The organism is Roseomonas alba, from assembly GCF_019430885.1.
Classification (GTDB): Bacteria; Pseudomonadota; Alphaproteobacteria; order Acetobacterales; family Acetobacteraceae; genus Neoroseomonas; species Neoroseomonas alba.
Map to the genome: position 1 here is coordinate 14,717 of NZ_JAHYBZ010000005.1, position 23,023 is coordinate 37,739.

At 70.7% G+C, this 23,023-nt stretch carries 24 protein-coding genes; 12 read left to right on the top strand and 12 right to left on the bottom strand.

The window, feature by feature from the left end; all coding sequences use genetic code 11:
* Positions 1-167: 167 nt before the first annotated feature.
* Together KPL78_RS14690 and KPL78_RS14695 are read right to left on the bottom strand one after the other, a co-directional pair.
* Positions 168-1,250, bottom strand: a complete 1,083-nt coding sequence (locus KPL78_RS14690) for a S1C family serine protease (RefSeq protein ID WP_219763734.1) — start codon at positions 1,248-1,250, stop codon at positions 168-170.
* A 35-nt stretch (positions 1,251-1,285) separates the two neighbouring features.
* Complete coding sequence (locus KPL78_RS14695; RefSeq protein WP_219763735.1) at positions 1,286-1,621, bottom strand: hypothetical protein; 336 nt, start codon at positions 1,619-1,621, stop codon at positions 1,286-1,288.
* 97 nt (positions 1,622-1,718) lie between these two features.
* On the opposite strand from KPL78_RS14695, the gene KPL78_RS14700 reads away from it, so the two are divergent.
* From KPL78_RS14700 to KPL78_RS14730, 7 genes are all read left to right on the top strand, one after another.
* Positions 1,719-4,091, top strand: a complete 2,373-nt coding sequence (locus tag KPL78_RS14700) for a heavy metal translocating P-type ATPase (protein ID WP_219763736.1) — start codon at positions 1,719-1,721, stop codon at positions 4,089-4,091.
* The gene (gene cueR / locus KPL78_RS14705) at positions 4,088-4,477 is read left to right on the top strand and encodes a Cu(I)-responsive transcriptional regulator (protein WP_219763737.1); all 390 of its coding nucleotides are present in this window, start codon (positions 4,088-4,090) and stop codon (positions 4,475-4,477) included. Before KPL78_RS14700 ends, cueR begins: the two co-directional genes overlap by 4 nt.
* Before the next feature lie 4 nt (positions 4,478-4,481).
* Positions 4,482-4,697 (top strand): cation transporter, encoded by a 216-nt coding sequence (locus tag KPL78_RS14710; RefSeq protein WP_219763738.1) that lies wholly within the window; start codon positions 4,482-4,484, stop codon positions 4,695-4,697.
* Positions 4,698-4,802: 105 nt separating this feature from the next.
* Positions 4,803-5,504 carry a Crp/Fnr family transcriptional regulator gene (locus tag KPL78_RS14715; RefSeq protein ID WP_219763739.1) on the top strand — a complete coding sequence of 234 codons (702 nt, stop codon included), beginning with the start codon at positions 4,803-4,805 and terminating at the stop codon, positions 5,502-5,504.
* A gap of 32 nt (positions 5,505-5,536) precedes the next feature.
* A complete protein-coding gene (locus KPL78_RS14720; protein ID WP_219763740.1) occupies positions 5,537-6,085 on the top strand; it encodes a carboxymuconolactone decarboxylase family protein in 549 nt (182 codons plus the stop codon).
* 151 nt (positions 6,086-6,236) lie between these two features.
* On the top strand, positions 6,237-7,211 hold the full coding sequence (locus KPL78_RS14725) for an alpha/beta hydrolase (protein ID WP_219763741.1): 975 nt from the start codon (positions 6,237-6,239) through the stop codon (positions 7,209-7,211).
* A complete protein-coding gene (locus KPL78_RS14730) occupies positions 7,208-7,867 on the top strand; it encodes a YdcF family protein (RefSeq protein WP_219763742.1) in 660 nt (219 codons plus the stop codon). The genes KPL78_RS14725 and KPL78_RS14730 overlap by 4 nt, the downstream gene beginning before the upstream one ends.
* 319 nt (positions 7,868-8,186) lie before the next feature.
* Here KPL78_RS14730 and KPL78_RS14735 read toward each other — a convergent pair whose 3' ends face one another.
* Complete coding sequence (locus KPL78_RS14735; RefSeq protein ID WP_219763743.1) at positions 8,187-9,359, bottom strand: M20 aminoacylase family protein; 1,173 nt, start codon at positions 9,357-9,359, stop codon at positions 8,187-8,189.
* Between the two features lie 222 nt (positions 9,360-9,581).
* A complete protein-coding gene (locus tag KPL78_RS14740) occupies positions 9,582-10,904 on the bottom strand; it encodes an NAD(P)/FAD-dependent oxidoreductase (RefSeq protein WP_219763744.1) in 1,323 nt (440 codons plus the stop codon).
* A gap of 60 nt (positions 10,905-10,964) precedes the next feature.
* Here KPL78_RS14740 and KPL78_RS14745 point away from each other — a divergent pair, with 60 nt between their 5' ends.
* Positions 10,965-11,738 carry a glycosyltransferase family 2 protein gene (locus KPL78_RS14745; RefSeq protein ID WP_219763745.1) on the top strand — a complete coding sequence of 258 codons (774 nt, stop codon included), beginning with the start codon at positions 10,965-10,967 and terminating at the stop codon, positions 11,736-11,738.
* Entirely contained in the window at positions 11,722-12,105 is a 384-nt protein-coding gene (locus tag KPL78_RS14750) for a hypothetical protein (RefSeq protein WP_219763746.1), read from the top strand. Before KPL78_RS14745 ends, KPL78_RS14750 begins: the two co-directional genes overlap by 17 nt.
* 36 nt (positions 12,106-12,141) lie before the next feature.
* On the opposite strand, the gene KPL78_RS14755 is transcribed toward KPL78_RS14750, so the two are convergent.
* Positions 12,142-13,374, bottom strand: a complete 1,233-nt coding sequence (locus KPL78_RS14755; RefSeq protein ID WP_219763747.1) for a type VI secretion system contractile sheath domain-containing protein — start codon at positions 13,372-13,374, stop codon at positions 12,142-12,144.
* A gap of 100 nt (positions 13,375-13,474) precedes the next feature.
* Here KPL78_RS14755 and KPL78_RS14760 point away from each other — a divergent pair, with 100 nt between their 5' ends.
* Complete coding sequence (locus KPL78_RS14760; protein WP_219763748.1) at positions 13,475-14,629, top strand: MFS transporter; 1,155 nt, start codon at positions 13,475-13,477, stop codon at positions 14,627-14,629.
* A gap of 52 nt (positions 14,630-14,681) precedes the next feature.
* Here KPL78_RS14760 and KPL78_RS14765 read toward each other — a convergent pair whose 3' ends face one another.
* The 3 genes from KPL78_RS14765 to KPL78_RS14775 form a co-directional block, all read right to left on the bottom strand.
* Positions 14,682-14,909 (bottom strand): hypothetical protein, encoded by a 228-nt coding sequence (locus KPL78_RS14765; protein ID WP_219763749.1) that lies wholly within the window; start codon positions 14,907-14,909, stop codon positions 14,682-14,684.
* Positions 14,910-14,973: 64 nt separating this feature from the next.
* Positions 14,974-15,984, bottom strand: coding sequence for a zinc-binding alcohol dehydrogenase family protein (locus KPL78_RS14770; protein WP_219763750.1), 1,011 nt, complete (start codon positions 15,982-15,984; stop codon positions 14,974-14,976).
* A gap of 186 nt (positions 15,985-16,170) precedes the next feature.
* Positions 16,171-16,863, bottom strand: coding sequence for a M48 family metallopeptidase (locus KPL78_RS14775; protein ID WP_369412758.1), 693 nt, complete (start codon positions 16,861-16,863; stop codon positions 16,171-16,173).
* A 103-nt stretch (positions 16,864-16,966) separates the two neighbouring features.
* On the opposite strand from KPL78_RS14775, the gene KPL78_RS14780 reads away from it, so the two are divergent.
* Positions 16,967-17,848 carry a DMT family transporter gene (locus KPL78_RS14780; RefSeq protein WP_219763752.1) on the top strand — a complete coding sequence of 294 codons (882 nt, stop codon included), beginning with the start codon at positions 16,967-16,969 and terminating at the stop codon, positions 17,846-17,848.
* Between the two features lie 267 nt (positions 17,849-18,115).
* Here the strand turns inward: KPL78_RS14780 and KPL78_RS14785 are convergent, their stop codons facing one another.
* The 4 genes from KPL78_RS14785 to KPL78_RS14800 form a co-directional block, all read right to left on the bottom strand.
* Entirely contained in the window at positions 18,116-18,430 is a 315-nt protein-coding gene (locus KPL78_RS14785; RefSeq protein ID WP_219763753.1) for a cupin domain-containing protein, read from the bottom strand.
* Entirely contained in the window at positions 18,430-19,368 is a 939-nt protein-coding gene (locus KPL78_RS14790; protein ID WP_219763754.1) for a dihydrodipicolinate synthase family protein, read from the bottom strand. The genes KPL78_RS14785 and KPL78_RS14790 overlap by 1 nt, the downstream gene beginning before the upstream one ends.
* Positions 19,365-19,844, bottom strand: coding sequence for a YcgN family cysteine cluster protein (locus KPL78_RS14795; RefSeq protein ID WP_219763755.1), 480 nt, complete (start codon positions 19,842-19,844; stop codon positions 19,365-19,367). The genes KPL78_RS14790 and KPL78_RS14795 overlap by 4 nt, the downstream gene beginning before the upstream one ends.
* 91 nt (positions 19,845-19,935) lie before the next feature.
* On the bottom strand, positions 19,936-20,886 hold the full coding sequence (locus tag KPL78_RS14800; protein ID WP_219763756.1) for a calcium-binding protein: 951 nt from the start codon (positions 20,884-20,886) through the stop codon (positions 19,936-19,938).
* A 192-nt stretch (positions 20,887-21,078) separates the two neighbouring features.
* Between KPL78_RS14800 and KPL78_RS14805 the strand changes: the two genes are divergently transcribed.
* On the top strand, positions 21,079-22,998 hold the full coding sequence (locus KPL78_RS14805; RefSeq protein ID WP_219763757.1) for a polysaccharide biosynthesis protein: 1,920 nt from the start codon (positions 21,079-21,081) through the stop codon (positions 22,996-22,998).
* The last annotated feature ends 25 nt before the right edge of the window (positions 22,999-23,023 follow it).

The following is a 23,023-nucleotide window of genomic DNA, read 5'->3' on the forward strand; positions in this document are numbered from 1 at the left end:
GGAGGGGATCCAATCTCCCCTGGCGGGGTGGTTCGGCTCCGATCTTCGCCCGCGGAAGCAAGCGGGTCATCTCAGGAAGGCCTCTTGGCCCCGGGTTTGGAGGGGCAAGGCCCCCTCTAGGTTCCGCAGCGGACGCCATCAGGTCGCCCCGAGGCGCGCGGCGCCTATTACCGCTCGCAGCGGATGAACACGGTCGAGGGATGCACCTGCTCTCCCACCTCCGCGGCGCTGCGTTCCCCGCCGGGACTTTCGCGCATGGTCGGCGTCACGCCGCTGCGGCGCAGGAAGTCCAGCGCTTCGGACCCCTTCACCGCGAAGTTCACGTTCTGCGGGATATCGCCGGTCCGCTGCGCGACGCGCGCCGCGTTCAGCTTGGATACGATCACGCCGACGACATTGCCCTGCCGATCGAGCAGCGGCCCGCCAGAATTGCCCTGTTGAACCGGCGCGCTGATCTGGAACTGCGTCTGGTTGTCACCGAGCCCGGACAGTGCACTGACCTCCCCCGTTGTCAGGGTGGGCCCGGACGACAGCAATCCGGCGAGCGGGAAGCCGTAGGTCACCACACTCTCGCCGCGGCGAACCGGATTGGCGCGGAAGGACAGCACCGGCCCCGGATTGCCCGGCACGCGCAGCAGCGCGAGGTCGCGCCGCGGGTCGCTGACGGGCCGCTCAGGCACTGGCAGGACGCGGCCATCCGCGCTGCGGACGAAGATCCGGGAACAGGCCTCGATGACATGATGGTTCGTCATCACCCGGCCCTCCGCGACGACGAACCCCGTCCCCGAGGAGGCCCGAGCCTGCGCATTGGGCCGCGCGCCGGGCGGGGTCGCCGGGCCGGCCGGCCCAGGTGGGGTGTTGCCCTCGGCGGGCGGCTTGGTGTCGGGCAGGGCGCCCGGCACAACGCGGGGCGCGAGACCCAGCGGCAGGCTCATCGCGACCGTGCGCTCGGTGCAGATATTGGCGTCGCGGCGCACCACCTCCTGCCCATCGGCCAGCACCATGCGGATGTCGAACTGGCAGCCCGCGCCATCGGCCGGGCGCAGGGAGAATTGGGCGCCGGATCGCAACGGCCCTCGGTTCAACAGGTTCCCGCCCCAATCCCGCCGCCCGCTGCGCACGGCGTGCAGCGCAGTCGCGGGCACCGGCGTCTGGTTGACGATGCGGAATGGCTCGGACTGCGCCAGCGCCGGGGGGGTTGCCAGACCCAGCGCGGCGGCGGCGAGGAAGAGTGTGACGGGCGGCTTCATGCGGTGCCTAGATGAGGGTGGCGCAGCCCCCGCCGTCAATCACGCCCGGCAGGCGGCGCGACCGAGATGGATCGTTCAGCGCAGACATCGGCGTCGCGCCGGACCGCCTCCTGCCCGTCCTGCAGCACCAGGCGGAAATCGAAATGGCACCCCGCGGCTTCGGGTGGCCGCAGGGAGAACGCCCGGCCCGGCGGCAGTGGGCCACGGCCGAGGAGGTTCGGGCCCCAATCCGCCTGTCCGCTCCGCACCACATGCAACGCCGTGGCAGGCTGCGCAGAACCGTTCACGACCCGGAATGGCTCATTCTGCGCGAGGGCCGGCCGGAGGAGAAGAAGCAGGCCGACAAGGGCCGCGGACAGGGGGCGGATCATGCGATCCGCCATGTCGGCGAAGATGCGCGCGAATTCAATCCTCGCCCCTTGACCTTCCCATAATGGTAATCCTCATCTGTGGTGCCGAGAGGTTCCGATGCCCGAAGCACCCCTGACACAGACCCGCTCCTTCCTTCCGGTCGAGGGCATGACGTGTGCCGCTTGCGCCGGCCGGGTCCGGCGCGCCCTGCTGGCCCTGCCCGGCGTGACGGCGGCGGAGGTGAACCCCGCGACCGGCCAAGCCGAGGTGATGGGCGACGCCGCGCCGACCGATCTCGCGGCCGCCGTGGCGAAGGCGGGCTATCACGTGCCGGAGGTGGTGTTCGACCTTGGCATCGGCGGCATGACTTGTGCCTCCTGCGTCAAGCGGGTGGAACGCGCCCTGTCACGCGTGCCGGGCGTGCTGGAGGTCTCGGTGAACCTCGCGACGGAACGCGCCCATCTGCGCGCCGTGGCAGGGACCGAGGAAGTCGCGCTCGCCGCAGCCGTCGCGAAGGCCGGCTACAGGCTGCTGCACACCGAAGCGACCGAATCGGCCGATCCCGGCGCGGACCGGGAGAGGCGCGACCTGATCATCGCCGCGGTCCTCTGCGCGCCCTTCCTGGCCGGCATGCTCGGCCTGGTCTTCGGCCAGGACTGGATGCCGGGGGCCTGGTGGCAGCTGGCACTGGCCACCCCGGTCGCCTTCGGTCTCGGCGCGCGGTTCTGGTGGGCTGGCTGGTCGGCGGCGCGGGAAGGCGCGGGCAACATGGACCAGCTCGTCGCGCTGGGCACCGGCGCGGCCTGGGCGCTGTCCACCTACCTGCTGCTGCGCCACGGCGCAGGCCATGCACACGGCCTGTATTTCGAGGCTGCCGCCGTCGTCATCCTGTTCATCCTGCTCGGCAAATGGCTGGAGGCGCGGGCCAAGCGCGCGACCGGTGCGGCGATCCGCGCGCTGCTCGGCCTCGCCCCCCGCACGGCCCGGCGCATCGAGGACGGCGCCGAGGTCGAGGTGCCCACCGCCGCGCTGGCCGTGGGCGACCGCGTGGTCGTGCGCCCTGGGGAGCGCATCCCCGCCGATGGCACCGTCGAGGAAGGCCGCTCCGGCGTCGACGAAAGCGCCCTGACCGGCGAAAGCCGCGCGGTCGAGAAGGATCCCGGCGCGACCGTCGCCACCGGCACCGTCGCCCTGGATGGGCGGCTGGTGATCGCGGTGACGGCGGTGGGCGGGGAGACGGTACTGGCCCGCGTCGCGGCGCTGGTCGCGGCGGCCCAGGCTTCGCGCGCCCCGGTGCAAAAGCTGGTGGACCGCGTCAGCGCGATCTTCGTCCCGGTCGTGATGGGCATCGCGGTGGTGACCCTGATCGGCTGGCTGCTGGCCGGCGCGACGGTCGAGACGGCCGTGATCACCGCCGTCTCGGTGCTGGTCATCGCCTGCCCTTGCGCGTTGGGCCTCGCCACGCCGGCCGCGATCATGGCGGGGACGGGGGCGGCGGCGCGCGCCGGTATCCTGCTGCGCGACGTCGCGGCCATCGAGCGCGCGCGGGACGTGACGCTGGTCGCCTTCGACAAGACCGGCACGCTCACCGAAGGCAAGCCTCGCCTTGCCGCGACCCATGCCGCGACGGGTATCTCCGAGGCCGAGGCCCTCGCCCTGGCCGCCGCGTTGCAGGCCGGCAGCGAGCATCCTCTCGCCCGCGCCGTGCTGGCGGCGCATGGCCCCGCGACGCCCGCCACCGAGTTCCGCGCCCTGCCGGGCCGTGGCGTCGAGGGCATGGTGGGCGGACGACAGGTTGCCCAGGGCAGCCCCCGGCTGCTCGCCGAACGGGGCGCCGACCCCGGCGCGCTGGCCGAAGCCGCGACCGCCGAGGCGGCGCAGGGCCGCAGCCTCGCCTGGCTGATCGACGGCGACCGCGCCCTGGCGCTTCTCGCCTTCGAGGATGCCGAGAAGCCCGGTGCCATCGCCGCCATCGCGGGCCTGCGCGCCATGGGCCTGCGCAGCGCCATGCTCAGCGGTGACATCCCCGAGGCCGCGCAGGCCGTCGCCGCGCGGCTCGGCATCGACGAGGTCGCCGCCGGCATCCTGCCCGAAGGCAAGTCCGAGCGCGTCGCGCAATGGCAGCAGCAGGGCATCAGCGTCGCTATGGTCGGCGACGGCGTGAACGACGCGCCGGCGCTGGCCCAGGCCGATCTCGGCATCGCCATGGGCACCGGCACCGATGTTGCCATCGAGGCCGCCGGCATCACCCTGCTGCGCGGCGACCCGGCCCTCGTGCCCGCCGCGCTCGACATTGCGCGGCGCACGCGGGCTCGGATCCGCCACAACCTGATCTGGGCCTTCGGCTACAATGTGATCGGGCTTCCGCTGGCAGCCCTCGGCATGCTCTCTCCCGTGGTGGCGGGGGCGGCCATGGCGGCCTCCTCGGTCAGCGTGCTGACCGCGGCGCTGCTGCTGGCGCGCTGGCATCCGCGGCAGGAGGTGGCGTGAACATCGGCGAGGCATCGGCGCGGTCAGGCGTCACGGCGAAGATGATCCGGCACTATGAGGCGATCGGCCTGCTCGCCGCCGCCCGCAGCGCCAATGGCTATCGCGTCTATGACGATCGCGACGTCGCGGTGCTGCGCTTCATCCGCCATGCGCGCGACCTCGGCTTTCCGTTGGAAGACGTGCGCAAGCTGCTCGCCCTGTGGCGCGACCGCGGCCGCGCCAGCGCCGAGGTGAAGCGCCTGGCGCTGTCGCATGTCGATGCGCTGGAGACCAAGGCGGATTCGCTGCGCAGCATGGCCGCGAGCCTGCGCCACCTCGCCGCCCACTGCCACGGCGACGACCGCCCCGACTGCCCCATCCTCGAAGACCTGGCACGGAAGGAATAGGACCATGACGACGTCCCAGACGCCCACTATCACCCTCACGGTCGAAGGCATGAGCTGCGGCCATTGCGTGAAGGCCGTGACCGCGGCCATCCAGTCGAAGGACCCCAATGCGAAGGTCGTGGTGGACCTCGCGGACGGGACGGTGAAGACCGAAACCATCCTGCCGCGCCATGTCGTGACCATGGCGGTGGAGGAAGAAGGCTACGCCGTGAAGGCGTGACCTTGCCATTCGTTGCGCGCCGGAAAGGCCATTGATCTGAATCAACCCCTTACGGCGCGCCGGCTGCGATCATGACGGTATGCGGAAACCTCCGATATCCCGGCCATGCGTCCCGTCCCCGGCGACAAGCTGAACGGCCCGCTGCTGAGCGCAGCGAACCCCGAGACCCGCGCGGCGCTGCTGGCCCGTGCGGGGACACTCGTGCTGCCGCGCGGCGCGACGGTCGTCGCCCAGAACAGTGAGGCGGATCGCCTCTTCATCCTGCTGCAGGGCTCGGTCGGGCTCAGCACCGCCGAGGAGGGCGGCGCGGCCACGCTGGTCGAGATCCTCGGCCCTGGCGAGGCCTTCTCGATCCCCGCCGTGATGCTGCAGGTGCCGCATCCCATCTCCGTCATGGCCCTGGCGCCGTGCCGGTTGCTGACCCTGCCGGCCGAGGTGCTGCGCGAGGCTGTCGCCGTCGACGCGGGGCTGATGCGCGCCGTGATGGAACAGATGGCGCAGCAATGGCGGCTGCTGGTCGACCAGGTGGTGGACCTCAAGACCCGCGATGCGACGCAACGCGCGGCGCGCTTCCTGCTGCACCGCCTGCCCGCCCAGCGCGGCGCGGTGGACATGCCGGAACCGCGCGGGGCGATCGCGGCGCGGCTCGGCATGACGCCGGAAAGCCTGTCCCGCGCTTTGCATGGCCTGGAAGCCGCGGGGCTGCTGCGCTTGCAGGGACGGCGCGTGGACGTGCCTGACCGCGCGGCGCTGCAACGCATCTCGCTGCCGCGCGGCGGGGCTTCGCACGGCGCGCGGCGCGTGTAGCCTTCCGGTGGAAACTCCCGGAAGGAAGCAGCATGGCCCGCGTGCCGGATATGACCGTCGATCAGTTGGCGGAGGCGGATCGCGACCTCCTCAAGCGCAACATCGCGCTGCATCGCGCGCTGACCAACAGCCCGAATGCGGCACGGGCCTTCTCGGGCCTCGGGCAGTTCATCCGCTATGGGTCGCGCCTCGATCCGCGGTTGCGTGAGCTCGCGATCCTCCAGGTCGGATGGCTTGCACGCTCGGCCTATGAATGGTCGCACCATGTGAAGATCGGCTACGATTTCGGCGTCACCGACGACGACATCGGCGCGCTGATCGCCGAAAGCGCGGGGCAGGAAACCCTGCTCGATCCGCTCGCGAAATTGGTGTTGCGCGCGGCGCGGGAGGCCTATGCCGGGCCGGGCGTCAGCGCGGCGACCTATGACGCGCTGGCGGCGCATTTCGACCATGAGCGCATGGTCGACCTGGTCCTGGTGATCGCCTTCTACTGCGCGGTGGTGCGCGTCCTGGCGTCGCTCGATATCCGGGTGGAGCCGGAATACCAGGCCTATCTGGACCGGTATCCGCTACCGGCGTGAGGCGCAGGCGGTGCGCGAGGTCGTTCGAAACCTCCCGCACCCTCGGCCTGAACCTGACCCCCCGGCGATCTCGCGCTACACTGCCCGCCCACGGTGCCGAAGCAGAGCGGAGAATCCCACACTGGCGGTTTCGCGTGACATCAGCCGGGGCGTGACACGACGGGCGCTGCTGCCGGCCCTGGCGCTATCCGCCTGCGCCCCGGCGCGCATCCCCATGGGTCCTGCCGTCGCGGTGCCCATGCTCACCCCCGAGGCGCTGGTCATGTCCGACGGCGCGCGACTGCCGGTCTATGCCTGGCTGCCGCCCAGCCCGCCGCGGGCCATCGTGATCGGCCTGCACGGCATGAACGAGCATGCCCGCGCCTTTGCCGAGGACGCCGCGGGCTGGTTCACGCAGGGGGGTGTCGGCCTCTACGCCTATGACCAGCGCGGCTTCGGCGGTACGGCCCATCGCGGCATCTGGGCCGGGCACGAGACCATGGCCGCCGACGCCACCCAGGCCGCGCGGCTGATCCGCGCCCGCCACCCGGGCGTGCCGGTCATCATGATGGGCGAGAGCATGGGCGGCGCGGTGCTGCTGGTGGCCGGGGCCTCGGCGAATCCGCCGCCGGTGGATGGCTATGCGCTACTCGCGCCGGCGGTGGTGTCGCGGGCCAGCATCGGCTGGTTCGCCCGCGGGCTGCTCGACGTCATGGTCACGCTGGTGCCGATGATGGGCTTCCAGAATTCGGCGCCGGGCTTCCAGCCGACCGACAACATCGCCGCCTGGCAGCGCTGGTCGCGCGACCCGCTGCTGATCCGCCACACCCGCGTCGATGCCCTGGCGGGGCTGGTGGACCTGATGGACGCCGCCGTCGCCGCCGCACCGCATTTCCAGGCCCCGGCGCTGCTGCTCTATGGCGGTCGGGACCGGCTGGTACCACCGGAACCGACGCGGGCATTGCTTGCCGCCCTGCCCGATCCGGGGCGCCAGCGCGTCGGCTACTATCCGCAGGGCTATCACATGCTGCTGCGGGACATGCAGGGGGAGACCGTGGCGCTCGACATCACGAGCTGGGCGAAGGAACCGCGCGTCCCCCTGCCCTCCGGGGCCGAGGAGGCCGCGCGGCTCTGGCTGTCGGCGTGAGCGTGCGGGACGAGCCCATCATCGGCCGCGACGGCGCGATCACGCTGGCCGCATCCCTTGTGGCGGCGATGCTGACGGCCGGGATTGCGCCGGCGCTTGCGACCTTTGCCGTGGTGCGCCGGGCTTGGGGGACACCGCTGGAACCGCCCCGCCCGCCCGAGCGTATCCTGGTGCTGGGGCATCGGTTGGAGGCCGGCGCACCATCCGCCGATTTCGTGCAGCGCCTGTCGCGCGGACTGGCCCTGGCCCGCCGGCATCCGGCGTCCCGGCTGGTGCTGCTGGGCGGACGCGGCGCGACCGAGCGGATCTCCGAAGCCGAGGCTGGCCGCGACTGGCTCGTCGCGCACGGCCTGGACCCGGCCCGCATCACGCTGGAGACCGAATCACGCCATACCCTGGAGAACCTGCACAACCACCGCAGCCTGCACGGCATCAATGGCGTGGAGGCCCTGGTAACCAGCCGCTTCCACCTGCATCGCGCGGTGCTGATGGCTGAAGGGCTCGGCCTGTCGCCAATGCCGGTGGCGGCCGAGGACCGGCCGCGGATCGAACCGCTGCGGCTGCTCGGGGAGGGCTTCCGCGTGCATTGGTACGTGACCGGGCGCCTGCTGTCCCAGGCATTGCGCCGGCGGGCCTGGCTGGCGCGGATCTCGTAGGGCGCGGCCATCCGGTCGTGGCGGAACCGGCGAGGGGCTTTGCCCCCCTCCGGACCTCACCCCACCAAAGGCCGAAAGGCCTTTGGAAAGCTCGACTTGGTGTTGGGCAAGGCTGTCAGCGGCAAACGCCGAGCGCCCACCCTGTTCGAAGGCGGGGAAGCCATGCGGGCGTTGGGCACGAGAGCCGGCACTCCCGGTTCGGGACGACCGTGATACTCGGCGCCAGGTTCAGGTTTCCAAAGCCCCCTTCGACCTTTCGCGGGAGGGGCCTGGGAAGGGCAGAGCGCGCCCCAATCGCTGTGTGGGACAGGAGCGGATCTCACCCCTCACCGAGTTGCTGTTCCACGAGCCGCGCGAAGCAGCTCGCCCCGATTGGCAGCAGCGCGTCGTTGAAGTCGTAGCGGCCGTTGTGCACCGGCACGTTTCCATGCTCCGGCGCCACCTGGCCCAGCAGCATGAAAGCCCCGGGCGCTTTCTCCAGGTAGTAGGCGAAATCCTCCCCGGCGGTGCGGGAGGGCAGGTCGGTCCTGATCAGCTCCTCGCCGACCACATCGCGCGCCGCGGCCTCGAAGGCCGAGGCCTCCTCGGCGGTGTTGATGGTCGGCGGATAGGACCGCTTGTAGTCCAGCGACACCTCGACACCATGCGCCGCGGCGATGCCCTGCACGGTCTGGTGGAACAGCTCGTCCATCTGCTTGCGCACGGAGGGCAGCAGGGTGCGGATGGTGCCGCGCATCTCCACCGTCTCGGGCAGCACGATCTGCGAGGTCCCCGCATTGAACATGCCGATGGACAGCACGACGGTATCGTGCGGATTCATCCGCCGGCTCACTAGGTTCTGCAGCGCGATGTAGAGCTGCACCGCACAGGGCAAAGGGTCGATGCCGAGATGCGGCGACGCCGCATGGCTGCTGCGGCCCTTCAGGGTGATGGTGAAGTAGTCCACCGCCGCGAGCACGGTGCCGGGCCGGATCGCCGCCGTGCCCAGCGGCAGGTCGGGCGCGTTGTGGATGCCGAAGACCTTCTCGCAGGGGTATTTCTCGAACAGCCCGTCGCGCAGCATTTCGGCCGCGCCAGTCAGGCCTTCCTCCGCCGGCTGGAAGATCAGGTGGACGGTGCCGGAGAAGTTCCGCGTCTCGGCGAGATACTTCGCGGCGCCCAGCAGCATGGTGGTGTGCCCGTCATGCCCGCAGGCATGCATGCGGTTCTCATAGGTGCTGCGATGGGGGAAGTCGTTCAGCTCCGGCATCGGCAGCGCGTCCATGTCGGCGCGCAGACCGATGCTCCGGTTGCCGGGCCGCCCGCGGATGACGCCGACGACGCCGGTCTTGCCCAGGCCCTGTTCGACCTCGATGCCCCAGGACCGCAGCTTCTCGGCGACGATGCCGCTGGTGCGCACCTCCTCGAATCCGATCTCGGGATGGGCGTGGAAGTCGCGGCGCCATTCCGTCATCTCGTCATGGAATTCGGCGATGCGTTCGATCACGGCCATCAGGCTTGCTCTCCGATCAGGGCTTGAGGATCGCGGAGCATCCTGGGCGGATGGGGATGCGCCGGCAAGCCGGCCGTCAGAGGCTGTTTGGAACAGCGTCTCTCGGCGCGCTTCCAAGTCCCGCACCGGCCCGCATCCCAACCCGGCCACCCAACGACAGTGCGCAGAATTGGGTGGCCGGGTTGGGATGCGGGCCAGGGCGAGGCTGTCCGGACGGACGGCTCAGCCCATCGCGGCGCCTTCGCGCCTCTTCACCAGGCCCTCCGGCCGCAGCCGGTAGCCAAAGCGATGCGCCAGGGACAGCCACAGATACGCGGCCTTGAAGGCCAGCACTGGCAATTGCCGGTTGGCATTCGCATGAACGTCGCCCGCCAGCAGGCTGACCAGCCCTTCCCGCATGCGAAATCGATTGGACGGGTTCATGAACATGTCCCGCAGGACTGGCTTGTTGATGCGGTAGATCAGCCAGGACAGCGACCCGATGGCCCGCTTCACCTTGCGTTCAAAGGCACGGGCCATCGGCGTGGCCCGGGCCGGGTCGTCGAGCCAGGTATCCGCCACCTCGGCCCCCATCTCCGCACTCGCCATGGCGAGCAGCACACCCGAGGAGAAGACCGGGTCGATGAAGGCGTAGGAATCGCCTGCCATCAGCCAGCCATCCCCCTGCATGACCTTCGACGCGTAGGAGTAATTGCCCGTGGTGGTGACCTCCCCGATCAGCTCGGCACCACCGATGCGCCGCGCGACGGAGGGCACGGCGCGCAGTGTCTCGAGGAAGAAGTCCCGCGGGCTGCCCTGCCGGCGCTTGAAAAAGTCGGGGTTGGAGACGACGCCGATGCTCATCACCCCGTCCGGCAGCGGGATCATCCAGAACCATCCATGGTCGAACAGATGGATGGTGATATTGCCGTCCTCGGCCTCACCGAACGGCGCGACGCCGCGGAAATGGCCATAGAGCGCGGCCGTGGTGTTGTGCGGGTTGCGCGCCTTGCTGCCCATGGCGGTCGCGAGCACCGTGTCGCGCCCCGACGCGTCGATGACGAAGCGCGGCCGGAAGGCATGCATCGCCCCCTCCGCATCGCGCGCCGCCACGCGATGACCGCCGCGCGCATCGAGCGTCACGTCCAGCACGCGCATCCCTTCGCGCGCATCGGCGCCGGCCGCCTGTGCGCGGCGGAACAGCACCGTATCGAAGTCGCTGCGCCGGACCTGGTAGGCATAGGTGTAGTCCTGGTTCAGCCCCGCCGCGAAGGAGAAGGCGGTATGCGCCCCGTGCTCGTCCGAGACGAAGCGTGCCCCCGGCTTGTGAACCCCGATCGCCGCCATCTGCTCCGCCACGCCCAACCGCTCGAAGATGCGCAGGTTCAGCGGCAGCAGGCTCTCGCCGATGTGGAAGCGCGGATGGCTGTCCTTCTCGAGCATGACCACCTGCCGGCCCTTCTCGGCCAGCAGGGTCGCCGCGGTGGCCCCAGCCGGGCCGCCGCCGATGATCAGCACGTCGCAGGCGGTCTCCCCCTGCAGGGTAGTCGAGGTATCGAGCGGCATGGGCCTGGGTTCCGCGGCGTTTCGAAGGTAGATAGATAGCCCAATTCCAGCCGGTTTCCCGTGACGGACGCAACTGCTCCCCTGATTGCCGTGATTCCCGCCTATCAGGAGTCAGCGACGATCGCCGAGGTCGTCACGCGCCTGCAGGCCGCCATGCCCGGAACACCGATTCTGGTGGTGGATGACGGTTCGACGGACAGCACGGCGGAGCTGGCCCGGGCCGCCGGCGCCGAGGTGCTGGATGGTGCCGCCAACCAGGGCAAGGGTGCCGCGCTGCGCCGGGGCATGCGCGCGGCGCTGGCGCGCGGGGCTGGCTTTGTCGCGACGCTGGACGGCGATGGGCAGCACCGTCCGGAAGATCTGCCGCGCCTTGCCGCGCTGATGGCCCCGGATCTGATCGTCATCGGGTCCCGCCGTGGTGCCTCCGGCCAGCCGGCGGCGCGGCGGCGGGCGAACCGGGTGGCGGATTTCTGGGTCTCCTGGGCCGCGCGGCACCCGATCGCCGACAGCCAGTCCGGCTTCCGCATCTATCCCGCCGCGGCGCTGACGGATCTCGATCGCTATGAGGGCCGCGCGCGCCGCTTCTCCTTCGAAAGCGAGATCCTGATCGATGCCGCGCGGCGGGGCATCACCACCGTCGCGGCCGATATCCCCGCCCTCTATGGCGCTGCCTTGCGCCGACCGAGTCATTTCAGACCCGTTGCGGATATCGCGCGGATCGTCATCATGGTGGCCGGGAAGCTGCTCTCCCGCGGGATGGACCCGGTGGGGCTGATGCGCAGCCTCGCCCCGCCTCGGGGAAAGAAGGAGGGTCGGGATGCTTCTGCGTCGTAGCGTGCTGCCGGTGCTGATCGCGACGGGGGCCAGCGTCGGCCTCGGTGCCTGCCGGGAGGCACCGGTCTATGAGAGCACCGGCGGCCAGTTCCCCGGCCGCGGCGACATGGCGGATCGCGAAGCGCTGATCCGCCGCGCCGCCGCCGCCCAGGGCGGCTGGACCATCGTGCCCGTGCGCTACGGCCTGCTGCGCGGCACGAATGCCTGGCGCAGTCATCAGATGACCGTGGACATCGCCTTCGACGTGCGGACCTTCTCCATCCGCTACGTCAGCAGCGTGAACCTCGACTACAACGGGGCGCAGATCCACAGCGCCTACAATGACAAGGTGCGCGCGCTGGAAGCGGCGATCCTGCGGGGCGGCTGACGGTTCGGGTAAGGGCGCTGCCCTCCGCTCGGCCTGTCACGGCAGGTTCAGCGTCACCCGATGCGCCGCCCCGGGCGTCCCCTGCGGCAGGCGCGGCCGCAGCCGGGCCGAAAGCAGATGCACCCCCGGATGTCCCTTTGCTTCGGGCAACTCGGCCGTGGCTTCGGCCAATGGTCCGTCCTCTCCGCAGAACCCCTGGAGCCAGGCATTCAGCGCCCGCGCAGCCGGCACCGCGCCGTGGCCGCGATGCAGCTCCCGTGCGGCGCGCAGGGACAGGGCGTGCAGGTACCGGCCCATCCCCAGCACCCAGGGCAGGCGCGCGGCCAGCGCCGCGTCGTTCGTCGCCGTCGGCGCGTGGAAGCGTGGCGGCTTGTGCAGCGTCGGCGCGAGCACCATCGCCGCGCCATCCGCCCCGCGCGGGATCAGCAGCGTCAGGCCGAGCGTGGCGAGCGTCACCTCCTGCCCCGCGGCCGGATCGCATTCCGTCGCGCCGCCGCCGAGCACGTGCAGGCCGGTCTCGGTGCCGTCCTCGCGGCCCTCGATCGCGGCGGCCCAGCCGTCACGGCGGAAGGCGGCGGCGATGCGTGCGGCCATGACCCAGCCGCCGCCGACCCAGCGCGGTGCGCCCTCGCCGGTCGCGGCCAGCACGCGCGGCCCCGCCAAAGCGAGGAAGCGCGCCTCCTCGCTGTCTCGCAGGCCGCGCCAGGCGATGTGGCGCGGGCCCTCATGGACGCGGGCGAGGTCGCGCTTGCCCGGCAGCGCGGGCCAGTCCGGCAGGTCCAGCAGATCGGGCGCGGCATGCGCCACCACCGGGACGAAAGCACCCGCGCCGGCAGCGGCGAGGCCGCGCAGCGCCAGGATGTCGTCCGGCCCCGCGCCGAACGCCTGGTCCATCAGCAGCAGGCCGAAGGGCTCCTCGGCGCCGAGCCCTTCATCCCACAGCAGCGCGGCGATCTCGCTGTCCGCCGGGTCCTGCACGCTGCGCACATCGCGCACCAGTTCGCGCGGCGTCAGCGGCATCAGCTTCACGACCACCGGCGCTTCGGTTTGCGCCTCGACCAGGCGATGCAGCGCGCGCCAGGACGCCTCGAGCGCGACGAAGCGCGGGTGGTTGCGGATCGCCGCGGTCATCAGCGCGATCATCGCCTCGACCTTGGCGAAGGCGCGCTCATCGGACCCGCCGGCGAGCGTCATGCTCGGGCGCGCGGCCTCGGTCGCGGCCAGCACCAGGGCGAGCGGATCCTCGCTTCCATCGACCGTGTCGGGCATCGGGACCTCCGCTCGCGTTTCAGGGCAGGGTAGCGTGAGGCGCGTAGCCTGTCCCGCCATGGCTTGACGTGCGGCGGCGCACAACGCTGCATGCGGTGACGTGCGCGCTGACCTCACCCTCCTCCCCCTCCTCGCCCTCGCGGGCTTCGCCGCCGGCGGCGGCATGCGGCTGCTCGACCCGCTGCTGCCGCTGCTCGCCGCCGACCTCGGCGTCGGCGTCGCCGCGCTGGCGCCGGTGGTGGCCGGCTTCACCCTGGCCTATGGCGCGGGGCAGCTCGTCACCGGGCCGCTCGGCGACCGCTACGGCAAGGTGCACGTCGCCTCCTTCGCGCTGGTGCTCTACGGGCTCGGCCTCGCGGTATCGGCCTTTGCGTGGGACCTGTCCTCGATGGTCGTGCTGCGCACGGCGACGGGGCTCGTCGCCGGCGCGGTGATCCCGCTCGCCATCGCCTGGATCGGCGACGCCGTGCCTTACGAGGAACGACAGGCGACGATCGGGCGTTTCCTGACCGGCATGGTCATGGCGCAGCTCCTGATCGGGCCGATCTCGGGCATGGTCGCGGAGTTCGCTGGCTGGCGCGCCTCCTTCCTGATGCTCGCCGCGCTGGCGCTGGTGGTGGGCGCGCTGCTGCTGCGCCGGACGCTGCGCATGCCGCCGGAACGGAGCGAGGCGCGCGGCCTTGGCCTCGGCCAATATGCGCGGCTGCTAGGCGCGCCGGCGGGACGGCGGCTGATGGCCGCGGCGGCGGTGGATGGTCTGGCGCTGTTCGGCGGCGCCTTCCCCTTCACCGGCGCCTATCTGATCGAAATCTTCGGCCTCAACGCCGGCGAGGCCGGCCTCGTCGTCGCGGTCTTCGGCCTCGGCTCCTTCCTCTACACGCGGCTCGCCAGGCGCATGGTCGGGCTGCTGGGCGAGACGGGCCTGATCGCGGTTGGCGGTGCGACGCTGGCGATCGCACTGGCTGGCATCGCCGTGGCGCCGGGCTGGTGGCTGGTCGCGGTGCTCCAGCTTCCGATGGGCATGGCCTTCTACATGTTCCATGGCGTTCTACAGGCCCGCGCCACCGAGGCCCTGCCCGAGGCCCGCGCGACCGCAGTGTCGGCCTTCGCCATGGCACTGTTCCTCGGCCAGAGCGTGGGTGCGCTGGCCTTCGGCGCCGTGCTGCACGCGGCGGGATATGGCGCTGTCTTCGCCGGGGCTGCGGCGGTGGTCGCAGCACTGGCGGCCTGGGTGGCGATGACGCCGGCCCGATAGGACTGGTGCCGCACTTCAGAAATTGCCGTCCGGCGACTTCCGGGACCGGCCTTCAGTCGGCGGCGTCTTCGTCCTCGCCTTCAACCATCGCCGCCTTCAGCTGCTCGGTGCTGATCAGCAGGATCTTGCGCGCATCGAGGATCTGCGGCGCCTGATGCTGCAATTCCTCCCAGCGTTCCTCGACCGCATCGAGGGCGGCATCGAGATCGGCAAAGGTCTCGATCTCGGGCGCGGCGCCGGCGGCGCGCCAGCGCAGATGGACGGGGCCTTGGGTGGTCATGGCTCGGCTGCCTGCGGTGCTTGTGAAGGGGGGCCTGGATAGGGGCTTCCGCCGCCGACGTCCATCAGGCGATGCCTTCCAGCACCACCTTGCCGATCATCGTCCCGCTCTCGACCAGCGCGTGCGCCTGACGCAGGCGCGCCGCGGTCATGGGGCCGAGGTTGCGCGTCATGGTGCTGCGCAGCCGGCCATGGTCCACCAGATCGGCCACCGCATCCAGCAGGTGGTGCTGTTCGATCATGTCGGGCGTGCCGAACATCGGGCGGGTGAACATCAGCTCCCAATGCAGGGAGACCGATTTCGGCATGAGCTGCCGCGCGTCGATCGGCGCCTGGCTTTCGATCAGCACCACCGCGCCCTGCGGCGCCACCGAGGCAACGATCTGGTCCCAGTTCCGCGCCGTCGTGTTGGTGGAGAAGACATAGCGCGGCTTCACGCCGAGGGCCTTGAGCTGAGCGGGAATATCCTCCCGATGGTCGACGATGTGGTGCGCGCCCAGATCGCGGCACCAGGCCGCGGTTTCGGGGCGGGAGGCGGTGGCGATCACCGTCAGCGCGGTGCGCTGCCGCGCGATCTGGATGACCATGGACCCGACGCCGCCGGCACCACCCACCACGAGCAGCGCCTGGCCCTCCCCATCGCCTTCGCGCAGACCGAGCCGGTCATGCAGCCCCTCCCACGCGGTGATGGCAGTGAGCGGCATGGCCGCGGCCTCGGCGAAAGACAGGCTGTGCGGCTTGCGCCCGACAATGCGTTCGTCAACGAGCTGGAACTCGGCATTGCTGCCGGGGCGGGTCACGACGCCGGCGTAGAAGATCTCGTCGCCGGCCTGGAACAGGGTGCATAGCGGACCCACCGCACGCACCACCCCCGCCGCATCGAAGCCGAGGATGCGCGGGCCGTCTTTCGGCTCCTCGCTGCGCCGTCGCTTGGTATCGACGGGATTCACCGAGACGGCATGGATCTCGACGAGCATGTCGTGCCCCTCGGGGGCGAGCGGCGCGGGAATGTCGAGGTCGAGCAAGGCCTCTGCGTCGTCCACCGGAAGGCACTTCGTAAAACCGATGGCTTTCATGGCATCCTCCGCCGCTTGGTTGCGATGGGTATAGCCGGGGTTGGGCCGCGGTTGGAGGGGCTAGCCCCTCAACCGCCCCCCGAGCGGACCTCGCCATTCGGTACGTTGGACGACAACCACGCATTCGGCGCGGGGGCGGGCGGCGGCGCTGAATCCGCCAACGGTGCGGGGGGGACCCGCCCGCGATCACCCCACGCGCAGAAGCGCCGGGCCGTTGTCCCGCAGCCAGTCCTGTGCGGCTTCGCGGTTCGGCGTCAGGCTTTCCACATGCGCCCAGAAGCGTGGCGAGTGGTTCAGCTCGCGCAGATGCGCGACCTCATGCGCCACGACGTAGTCGAGCACCCAGTCCGGCGTCATCACCAGGCGCCAGGAAAAGGCGAGCGTCCCGTCCGGCGCGCAGGATCCCCAACGGCTGCGGGTGTCCTTCATCCGGAAGGCGCGGATCTTGACGCCGAGCGTCGCGGCATGGCCTTCGGCGAGCACGATGATGCGCCGCTTCGCCTCGGCGCGCATGAAGTCCTTCACGCGGCGGGCGAGGAATTCCGGCTGGCCGGAGACGACGATCGACGCGCCGTCCATGAAAGCGCCACCGCGCGCAGAGGTGTCGTGGCGGATGACATGCGGCGTACCGCCGAGCATCACCTCGGCGCCGGGAATGAACTCGACGGGCGGCGCGAGCGCGGCCAGGCGTTGCATCACCCAGGCGGCATGCGTCGTCAGCAGGGCCATGCCCGCGCGGCGCGGTTCGCGCATCGGCAGCGTCACCACCACCTCGCCGGCGCGCGGGTCGATGCGAATGCTGACGCGGCGCGCGCGGGTGGACCGGCACCAGCGCACCGGGCAATCCACCGGCGTACCGAGGATGCTCGGACGCAGCACGACGGTTTCCGAATCGGGGGAAATCATACTGCCGAACATGGCGCAGTGACGTGCCCGGGTTCAACTGCTTGACAGGCTTCTTCGCACATCGCCGAGTGCATGCATGACCGACGCCTTGCGCATGCTGCCGCCGCTTGTCCTGCTCGGCTCGTTGTGGGGTGTGACGCCGGTGTTCGTGAAGCACCTGGGCAGCATCGGCTGGCCACCGCTGATGATCGCGGTGTTCGGCGCCCTCGGTAGCTCCGTGATCCTGGTCGCGCTGTGCCGCCTGCGCGGGCTGCGCGTGCCGCTGGATGGACGGCATCTGCGCTACTATGCGGTGTCGGGGCTGTTCGGCATGGCGCTCGCGAACCTCGTCGGCTTCACAAGCCTGCAGCACATCCCAGCCGGCTTCTTCGCCATGCTGGTGCCGCTGTCGCCCATGATCACCGTGATGGTCGCCGCGCTGATCGGTGCCGAGCGCGCAACGCCACGACGCCTCCTGGGCACGGCGATCGGACTCGCGGGCGTGCTGCTGGCGATGAGCCCGGGCGCCGCATTGCCGGATCGGTCCGTGCTGGGCTGGGCGCTGCTCGCGGCGCTGACGCCGGTCTGCTACGCGATCGCGAACCTGTTCGCGGCGCGGCTGGCGCCACCGGGCACGCCGGCGCCGGCACTCGCCACCGGCACGCTGGCGACGGCAGGCTTGCAGGTCGCGATCTTCGCGATGCTGCTCGGGCAATTCCGGTTGCCGCCAGCGGAAGGGCTGCCCGTATCGCTGTTGCAGATCCTGGTCATGGCCGGCGCCTTCCTGCTGTGGTTCCGCTGCCTGTCCACACTGGGCGGCGTGGTCACGTCGCAGAGCGGCTACGTCATCACCCTGACCGGCATGGCCTGGGGCTGGCTGCTGTTCGGCGAGAGACCGGGCGCGCTGACCATCCCGGCGGCGATGATGGTGCTGGCGGGACTGGCGCTGGTGACGGTGCCGGGGCGCGCGCGGCTGTAGGGGCGGTAGGAACCGGAAAGGGCTTTGGGCCTCTCCCCACCAAAGGCCCGAGGCCTTTGGAAACCATCACCTGGCGCTGCGCGGAAAGACGCTCTGCAACGACGCAAGAATGCGCTGTGCCCGGCGCCCGGATCCCTGATCGGGCATGCGTGCCCGCATCATACCGGTGCGCCCGTCATGTCCCGCGCCAGGTGCCGGCGGTCCAGGCCGCACTGCGGCCTGGCGGGGTGAGGTTCGGAGAGGGGCGGCGCCCCTCTCCAATCGCCCTCACCCGATCAGATGCTTGATCTCGGTCTCGACAAAGGCGAAGGGCGTCTCGCCGTCATTGACCACGTTGTGCTCGATCCCGGCGAGGCGAGCATAGGCCACGCCGTCCTTGATTTCCGCCCGCATGGTCTTGCCTTCCGGCAGTTCAATCAGCATCGACCCGTCTGTGACCGGCACGACGACATAGGCCATGCCATGGCGATGCCACCCGGTCTCGGACCCGGGCGGGAAGTCCCACCGCGTCACGCGGACATTGTCGTCATCCACCTGCACGGTGGCGATGGCGGGGGCGCGGCAGCGAAGCGGTTCGTTCATCACTCGGCCGCCTTCGCCTGGGAGAGACCGGGCAGCGGAATAGCGCCCGCTGCGTCCCACGCCGCCCACACCTTGTCCGCCTGTTCCTGCGTCAGCGGCAGGTGCGGCGGACGGATCACGCGCCAGCCGGCATCGCCGGTGCTGCGCGCGATGATCTCGCGCAGGCCGGGGATCAGCGGAACGGAGGTCGCGGCCCGGCGCGTCGCGGTCAGCGTCGCCTGCGCGGCATCCGCCTCGGGGCCCGTGCGCTTCGCATAGACGATGCCACCCCAATGGGAGTTCGCATTCGACGCGGCGGTGATGCAGCCCGCGCCGCCCTCGGCGAGGATCTGCTGGAGGAATTCGTCGCTGCCCGAATAGACCTCGAAGCCATCCGCGGCGAAGGCCTTCACCATGGCGAGCATGTTCGCGTAGTCGCCGGAAGAATCCTTCACGCCCTTGATGGTTCCCGGGAAGGCCTTGATCAGCCGGCCCAGAAGATCCAGCGAGAAGGGCACCGCCGATTGCTGCGGAAAGTGGTATAGATAGATCTTCACCCCGCCGCCGACGCGCTGCACGACTTCGCTGAAATAGGCGAACAGCCCGTCATCGTTCGGCCCCTTGTAGTAGAAGGGCGGCAGCATCAGCACGCCAGGGCAGCCGGCGTCGCGCGCATGCTTCGTCAGTTCCACGGAGTCGGTCAGCGAGGCACAGCCGGTGCCGGGCATCATCTTCGCCGCCGGGATGCCGCGGGCGATCAGGCCCTCGAGGATCGACTTGCGCTCATGCAGGCCGAAGGAATTGGCCTCGCCGGTCGTGCCGAGCACGCCGAGCCCGTTGCAGCCATTCGCGAGCAGCCACTTCGCGTGCGCCGCCATGCGGTCGAGGTCGGGCGTCAGGTCCGGGCCCATCGCCGTCAGCACCGCGGCGTTCACGCCGCCATAGATCGCGTCCTTCATCCCGGTCTCCTCCGGCTCTTCGCCCCGGCAGGCCAACGGCCCGGCCAGGCGACGACATGGTCCTCGAAATCGCCTGCCTCGCGTTCCGGGACCGTGCGGCCCCGGACCGAGACGCCCGCTTCATGCACGGTTTCCGGGCTGCCGGAAACCAGGGGATGCCACCAGGGCAGGTCGCGGCCCTCGGCCAAGAGGCGATAGGCGCAGGTCGGCGGCAGCCAATCGATCGCGGCCACGCGCTTCGGTGTCAGCTTTACGCAGTCCGGCACGCGCTTCTTGCGGTTCTCATAGTCCTTGCACTGGCAGGACTGACCATCCAGCAGCCGGCAGCCGACGTTCGTGAAGGCGAGGCGGTCGGTATCCTCGTCGCGCAGTTTGTGCAGGCAGCAGCGGCCGCAGCCGTCGCACAGGCTCTCCCATTCCGCCCTCGACATGGCGTCGAGCGGCTTGGTGCGCCAGAAGGAAGGGGTATCGGTCACCGCGCCAGTCTAGAGCATCTTTCGACCGAACGGCACCGGCCCGGCGTGCCTGAAAATGCGCTCCGGACCGGCGCGGCGCTCCAGGGCGGCGTCAGCCGATCAGGAACCACTCGGCGGAAACCGTCGCGACATCGACGCCGATCAGCAATACGGCAATGTCGTTCGCCGACATCAGAGTCTGTGTCGCATCGCCCGTCGCGGAGACGATCAGCGCATCCCGGATCGCGGCCGAACTCACGACAAGGTCGTCGCCATCACCCGACACGTCGCCGCTGAAGTCGAGGATGATGTCGAAATGCCCGGCCTCGGGCGTGAGATAGAAGGCGTCGGGCCCCGCCCCGCCGAACAGGAGGTCGTCGCCCGGCCCGCCATCGATCGCGTCGCCGCCATCGCCGCCGATCAGCACATCGTTGCCGGCATTGCCCTGCAGGATGTCCGCCCCGGCCCCGCCGTCGATCGTGTCGTTATCCGTGCCGCCGAGGATGCTGTCGGTGCCGTCCTCACCCAGCAATAGGTCGTTGCCGGCCTGGCCCAGAAGGGTGTCGGCGTCGATCCCGCCCAACACCGTGTCGTCCCCCCAGCCGGCCTGGGCCAGGTCGCGCCCGTTGCCGAGCAGGACGAGGTTGGCTCCGGCGCTGCCATAGGCGAGATCGTCGCCGGCGCCCGCGTCGATCACGTCGGCCGCGGTGTCCGCGCCCGCGTTGAGCAGGTCGTTTCCCTCACCGCCGATGAGCAGGTCGGCCCCGGTGCCACCCCAGAGGGAGTCGGCACCGGCATCGCCCTGCAGGATGTCGTCGCCATCCGCGCCCAGGAGGGAATCATTGCCTGCCCCTCCCGTGAGCGTATCCGCGCCCGCGCCGCCATTCATGGAATCCCTGCCGGTGCCGCCGATACCGAAATCGTTGCCCGGCCCGCCCAGGATCAGGTCGCCAGAATTGCCCGCCACCAGCACGTCATTGCCATCGAGGCCATTGAGCGTGTCGGCATGGCCGGTGTCGTTAAACAGCGTGTCGTCGCCGGTGGTGCTGCCAGGGATTGCCACGGTCGTACCTCTGCCATCGCTGCGTCCGACAGCCGCACTGCAGGATCGCAAGCCCGGCATGGCATCAGAGGCGGCTGATAAAGGATGCGTCTTCCATCACAGATTGCATAGGAGCGTAACATTTTCCATCCGTTCCGGATGCTGCTTCGCCTGAAGGCTGGCCGTCCGACCGCGCCCGCCCTATAGCGCGGCATGGCCCGCGGCCCCTCGCTTCGCATCCTGCTGAACCTCGCCCTCGACAGCCTGCTGGCGCTGGCTGCGCTACCGGCGGCGATCTGGGCGGCCGCGCCCGGCGCCTGGCCGCCGGCGGGCTGGTGGGGCTGGGCGCTGCCCGGCGCGGCGCTGACCCTCGCGGCCGCCGGCGCGCCACTGCGCCTGGCGCAGCAATACTGGCGCTTCGCCGGCCCGCGCGACCTCATGGCCGTGGCCGGCGCGGCGTTGGGCGCGGCGCTGATCTTCTCGGTTGCGCTGCGGCTCGCCGGCGCCTGGTCGCCGCCCAACGAGGCATTTCCGCTGATCCATGCCGCCGCCCTGGGCCTGCTGCTGTCGGGCGCGCGGGTGGCGAGCCTGCTCCAGGCCTCCCGCCGGTCCGGCGAATCCTCGCCGGATGCCCAGAATGTGATGCTGGTCGGCTCCCCGGAGGGCACGGACCTGTTCTTGCGGGCCCTGTCGCGCGACCGGCATGCGCATTACCGCGTCACCGGCATCCTCTCGCTGCGTGCTCGGCAGGCCGGGCGGCGCGTCCAGGGCCATCCGATCCTCGGCACGGTCGAGGAGATCGAAGGCGTGCTCGACACCCTGCGTGCCGAGGGCCGGCTGCCGGGGGCGATCGTGCTGGCTTCCGGCCTGCCTGGCCCGGCGCTGGAGGCGCTGCTCGACGCCGCCGACCGTCAGGGCGTCCCGGTGCGCCGGGCTCCGGCGCCGACGACCCTCGCCCCGGCGGGGGATGCCGTCGGCCGACGGATGGAACTTCGCCCGGTCTCGATCGAGGATCTGCTCGACCGCCCGCAGGTGCCGCTCGACCGGGAGGGCATGGCCCGGCTGGTGCAGGGCCGCCGGGTGCTGGTCACCGGCGCGGGCGGGACGATCGGCGGGGAACTGGCGCGGCAGGTCGCGGCGCTGGGCCCGGCCACGCTCACGTTGCTCGATCACGGCGAGTATGTGCTCTACGAGATTGACCTCGAATTGCGGGAGAAGCACCCGGAGGTGTCGCGCCGCGCCGTGCTCGCCGATGTGCGCGACGAGCCGCGCATCCGCCGGCTCTTCGAGGAAATCCGCCCCGAGCTGGTCTTTCATGCCGCCGCGCTGAAGCACGTCCCGATGGTCGAGAACGACCCGCTCGAAGGCCTGCTCACCAATGCGCTCGGCACCCGCATCGTCGCCGATGCGGCACGGGCGGTGGGCACCACGGCGATGGTGTTCATCTCGACCGACAAGGCGGTGAACCCGACCTCGGTAATGGGGGCATCGAAGCGCCTCGCCGAGATGTACTGCCAGGCCTTCGACCGCGAAGCGCGCGTCGCGCATGCGGGCATGCGCTGCATCACCGTGCGCTTCGGCAATGTGCTGGGGTCAACCGGATCGGTCGTGCCGCTGTTCCGCCGCCAGCTCGAACGCGGCGGGCCGCTGACCGTGACCCATCCCGACATGCGCCGCTACTTCATGACGGTGCGGGAGGCGGTGGGGCTGGTGCTCCAGGCCAGCGTCGTCGGCACCACGGACCCCGAGAACATGCCGCCGGAACTCGCCGATGGCGGCATCTTCGTCCTCGACATGGGCGAGCCGGTGAAGATCGTCGATCTCGCCCGGCGCATGATCCGCCTGGCTGGCCTGCGCCCGGACGAGGATGTCGAGATCCGCTTCACCGGCCTGCGGCCCGGCGAGAAGCTGTTCGAGGAACTGTTCCACGGCAAGGAAGCGCCGCGCCCGACCGAGTATCCGGGCCTGCTGGTGGCGACGCCGCGCACCGCGGATGCGGCGCTGGTCGGCCGCGCCATCGACGAGATCGCCGGCGCCGCCCGCGGCGGCAATCCCCGCGCGGCCCTGGCGCAGCTCGGCCGGCTGGTGCCGGAATTCGAGCACGCGCCGGACGGGACCGTCGCGACGCGTTAGAGCGTGATGACCTTAGGTGCGCATG

Bases quoted from the DNA above. Each gene is read 5' to 3' on its own strand.
- KPL78_RS14690 (WP_219763734.1), bottom strand. From the start codon at position 1,250: ATGAAGCCGCCCGTCACACTCTTCCTCGCCGCCGCCGCGCTGGGTCTG.
- KPL78_RS14695 (WP_219763735.1), bottom strand. From the start codon at position 1,621: ATGATCCGCCCCCTGTCCGCGGCCCTTGTCGGCCTGCTTCTTCTCCTC.
- KPL78_RS14700 (WP_219763736.1), top strand. From the start codon at position 1,719: ATGCCCGAAGCACCCCTGACACAGACCCGCTCCTTCCTTCCGGTCGAG.
- KPL78_RS14710 (WP_219763738.1), top strand. From the start codon at position 4,482: ATGACGACGTCCCAGACGCCCACTATCACCCTCACGGTCGAAGGCATG.
- KPL78_RS14715 (WP_219763739.1), top strand. From the start codon at position 4,803: ATGCGTCCCGTCCCCGGCGACAAGCTGAACGGCCCGCTGCTGAGCGCA.
- KPL78_RS14720 (WP_219763740.1), top strand. From the start codon at position 5,537: ATGGCCCGCGTGCCGGATATGACCGTCGATCAGTTGGCGGAGGCGGAT.
- KPL78_RS14735 (WP_219763743.1), bottom strand. From the start codon at position 9,359: ATGGCCGTGATCGAACGCATCGCCGAATTCCATGACGAGATGACGGAA.
- KPL78_RS14740 (WP_219763744.1), bottom strand. From the start codon at position 10,904: ATGCCGCTCGATACCTCGACTACCCTGCAGGGGGAGACCGCCTGCGAC.
- KPL78_RS14750 (WP_219763746.1), top strand. From the start codon at position 11,722: ATGCTTCTGCGTCGTAGCGTGCTGCCGGTGCTGATCGCGACGGGGGCC.
- KPL78_RS14755 (WP_219763747.1), bottom strand. From the start codon at position 13,374: ATGCCCGACACGGTCGATGGAAGCGAGGATCCGCTCGCCCTGGTGCTG.
- KPL78_RS14765 (WP_219763749.1), bottom strand. From the start codon at position 14,909: ATGACCACCCAAGGCCCCGTCCATCTGCGCTGGCGCGCCGCCGGCGCC.
- KPL78_RS14770 (WP_219763750.1), bottom strand. From the start codon at position 15,984: ATGAAAGCCATCGGTTTTACGAAGTGCCTTCCGGTGGACGACGCAGAG.
- KPL78_RS14780 (WP_219763752.1), top strand. From the start codon at position 16,967: ATGACCGACGCCTTGCGCATGCTGCCGCCGCTTGTCCTGCTCGGCTCG.
- KPL78_RS14785 (WP_219763753.1), bottom strand. From the start codon at position 18,430: ATGAACGAACCGCTTCGCTGCCGCGCCCCCGCCATCGCCACCGTGCAG.
- KPL78_RS14790 (WP_219763754.1), bottom strand. From the start codon at position 19,368: ATGAAGGACGCGATCTATGGCGGCGTGAACGCCGCGGTGCTGACGGCG.
- KPL78_RS14805 (WP_219763757.1), top strand. From the start codon at position 21,079: ATGGCCCGCGGCCCCTCGCTTCGCATCCTGCTGAACCTCGCCCTCGAC.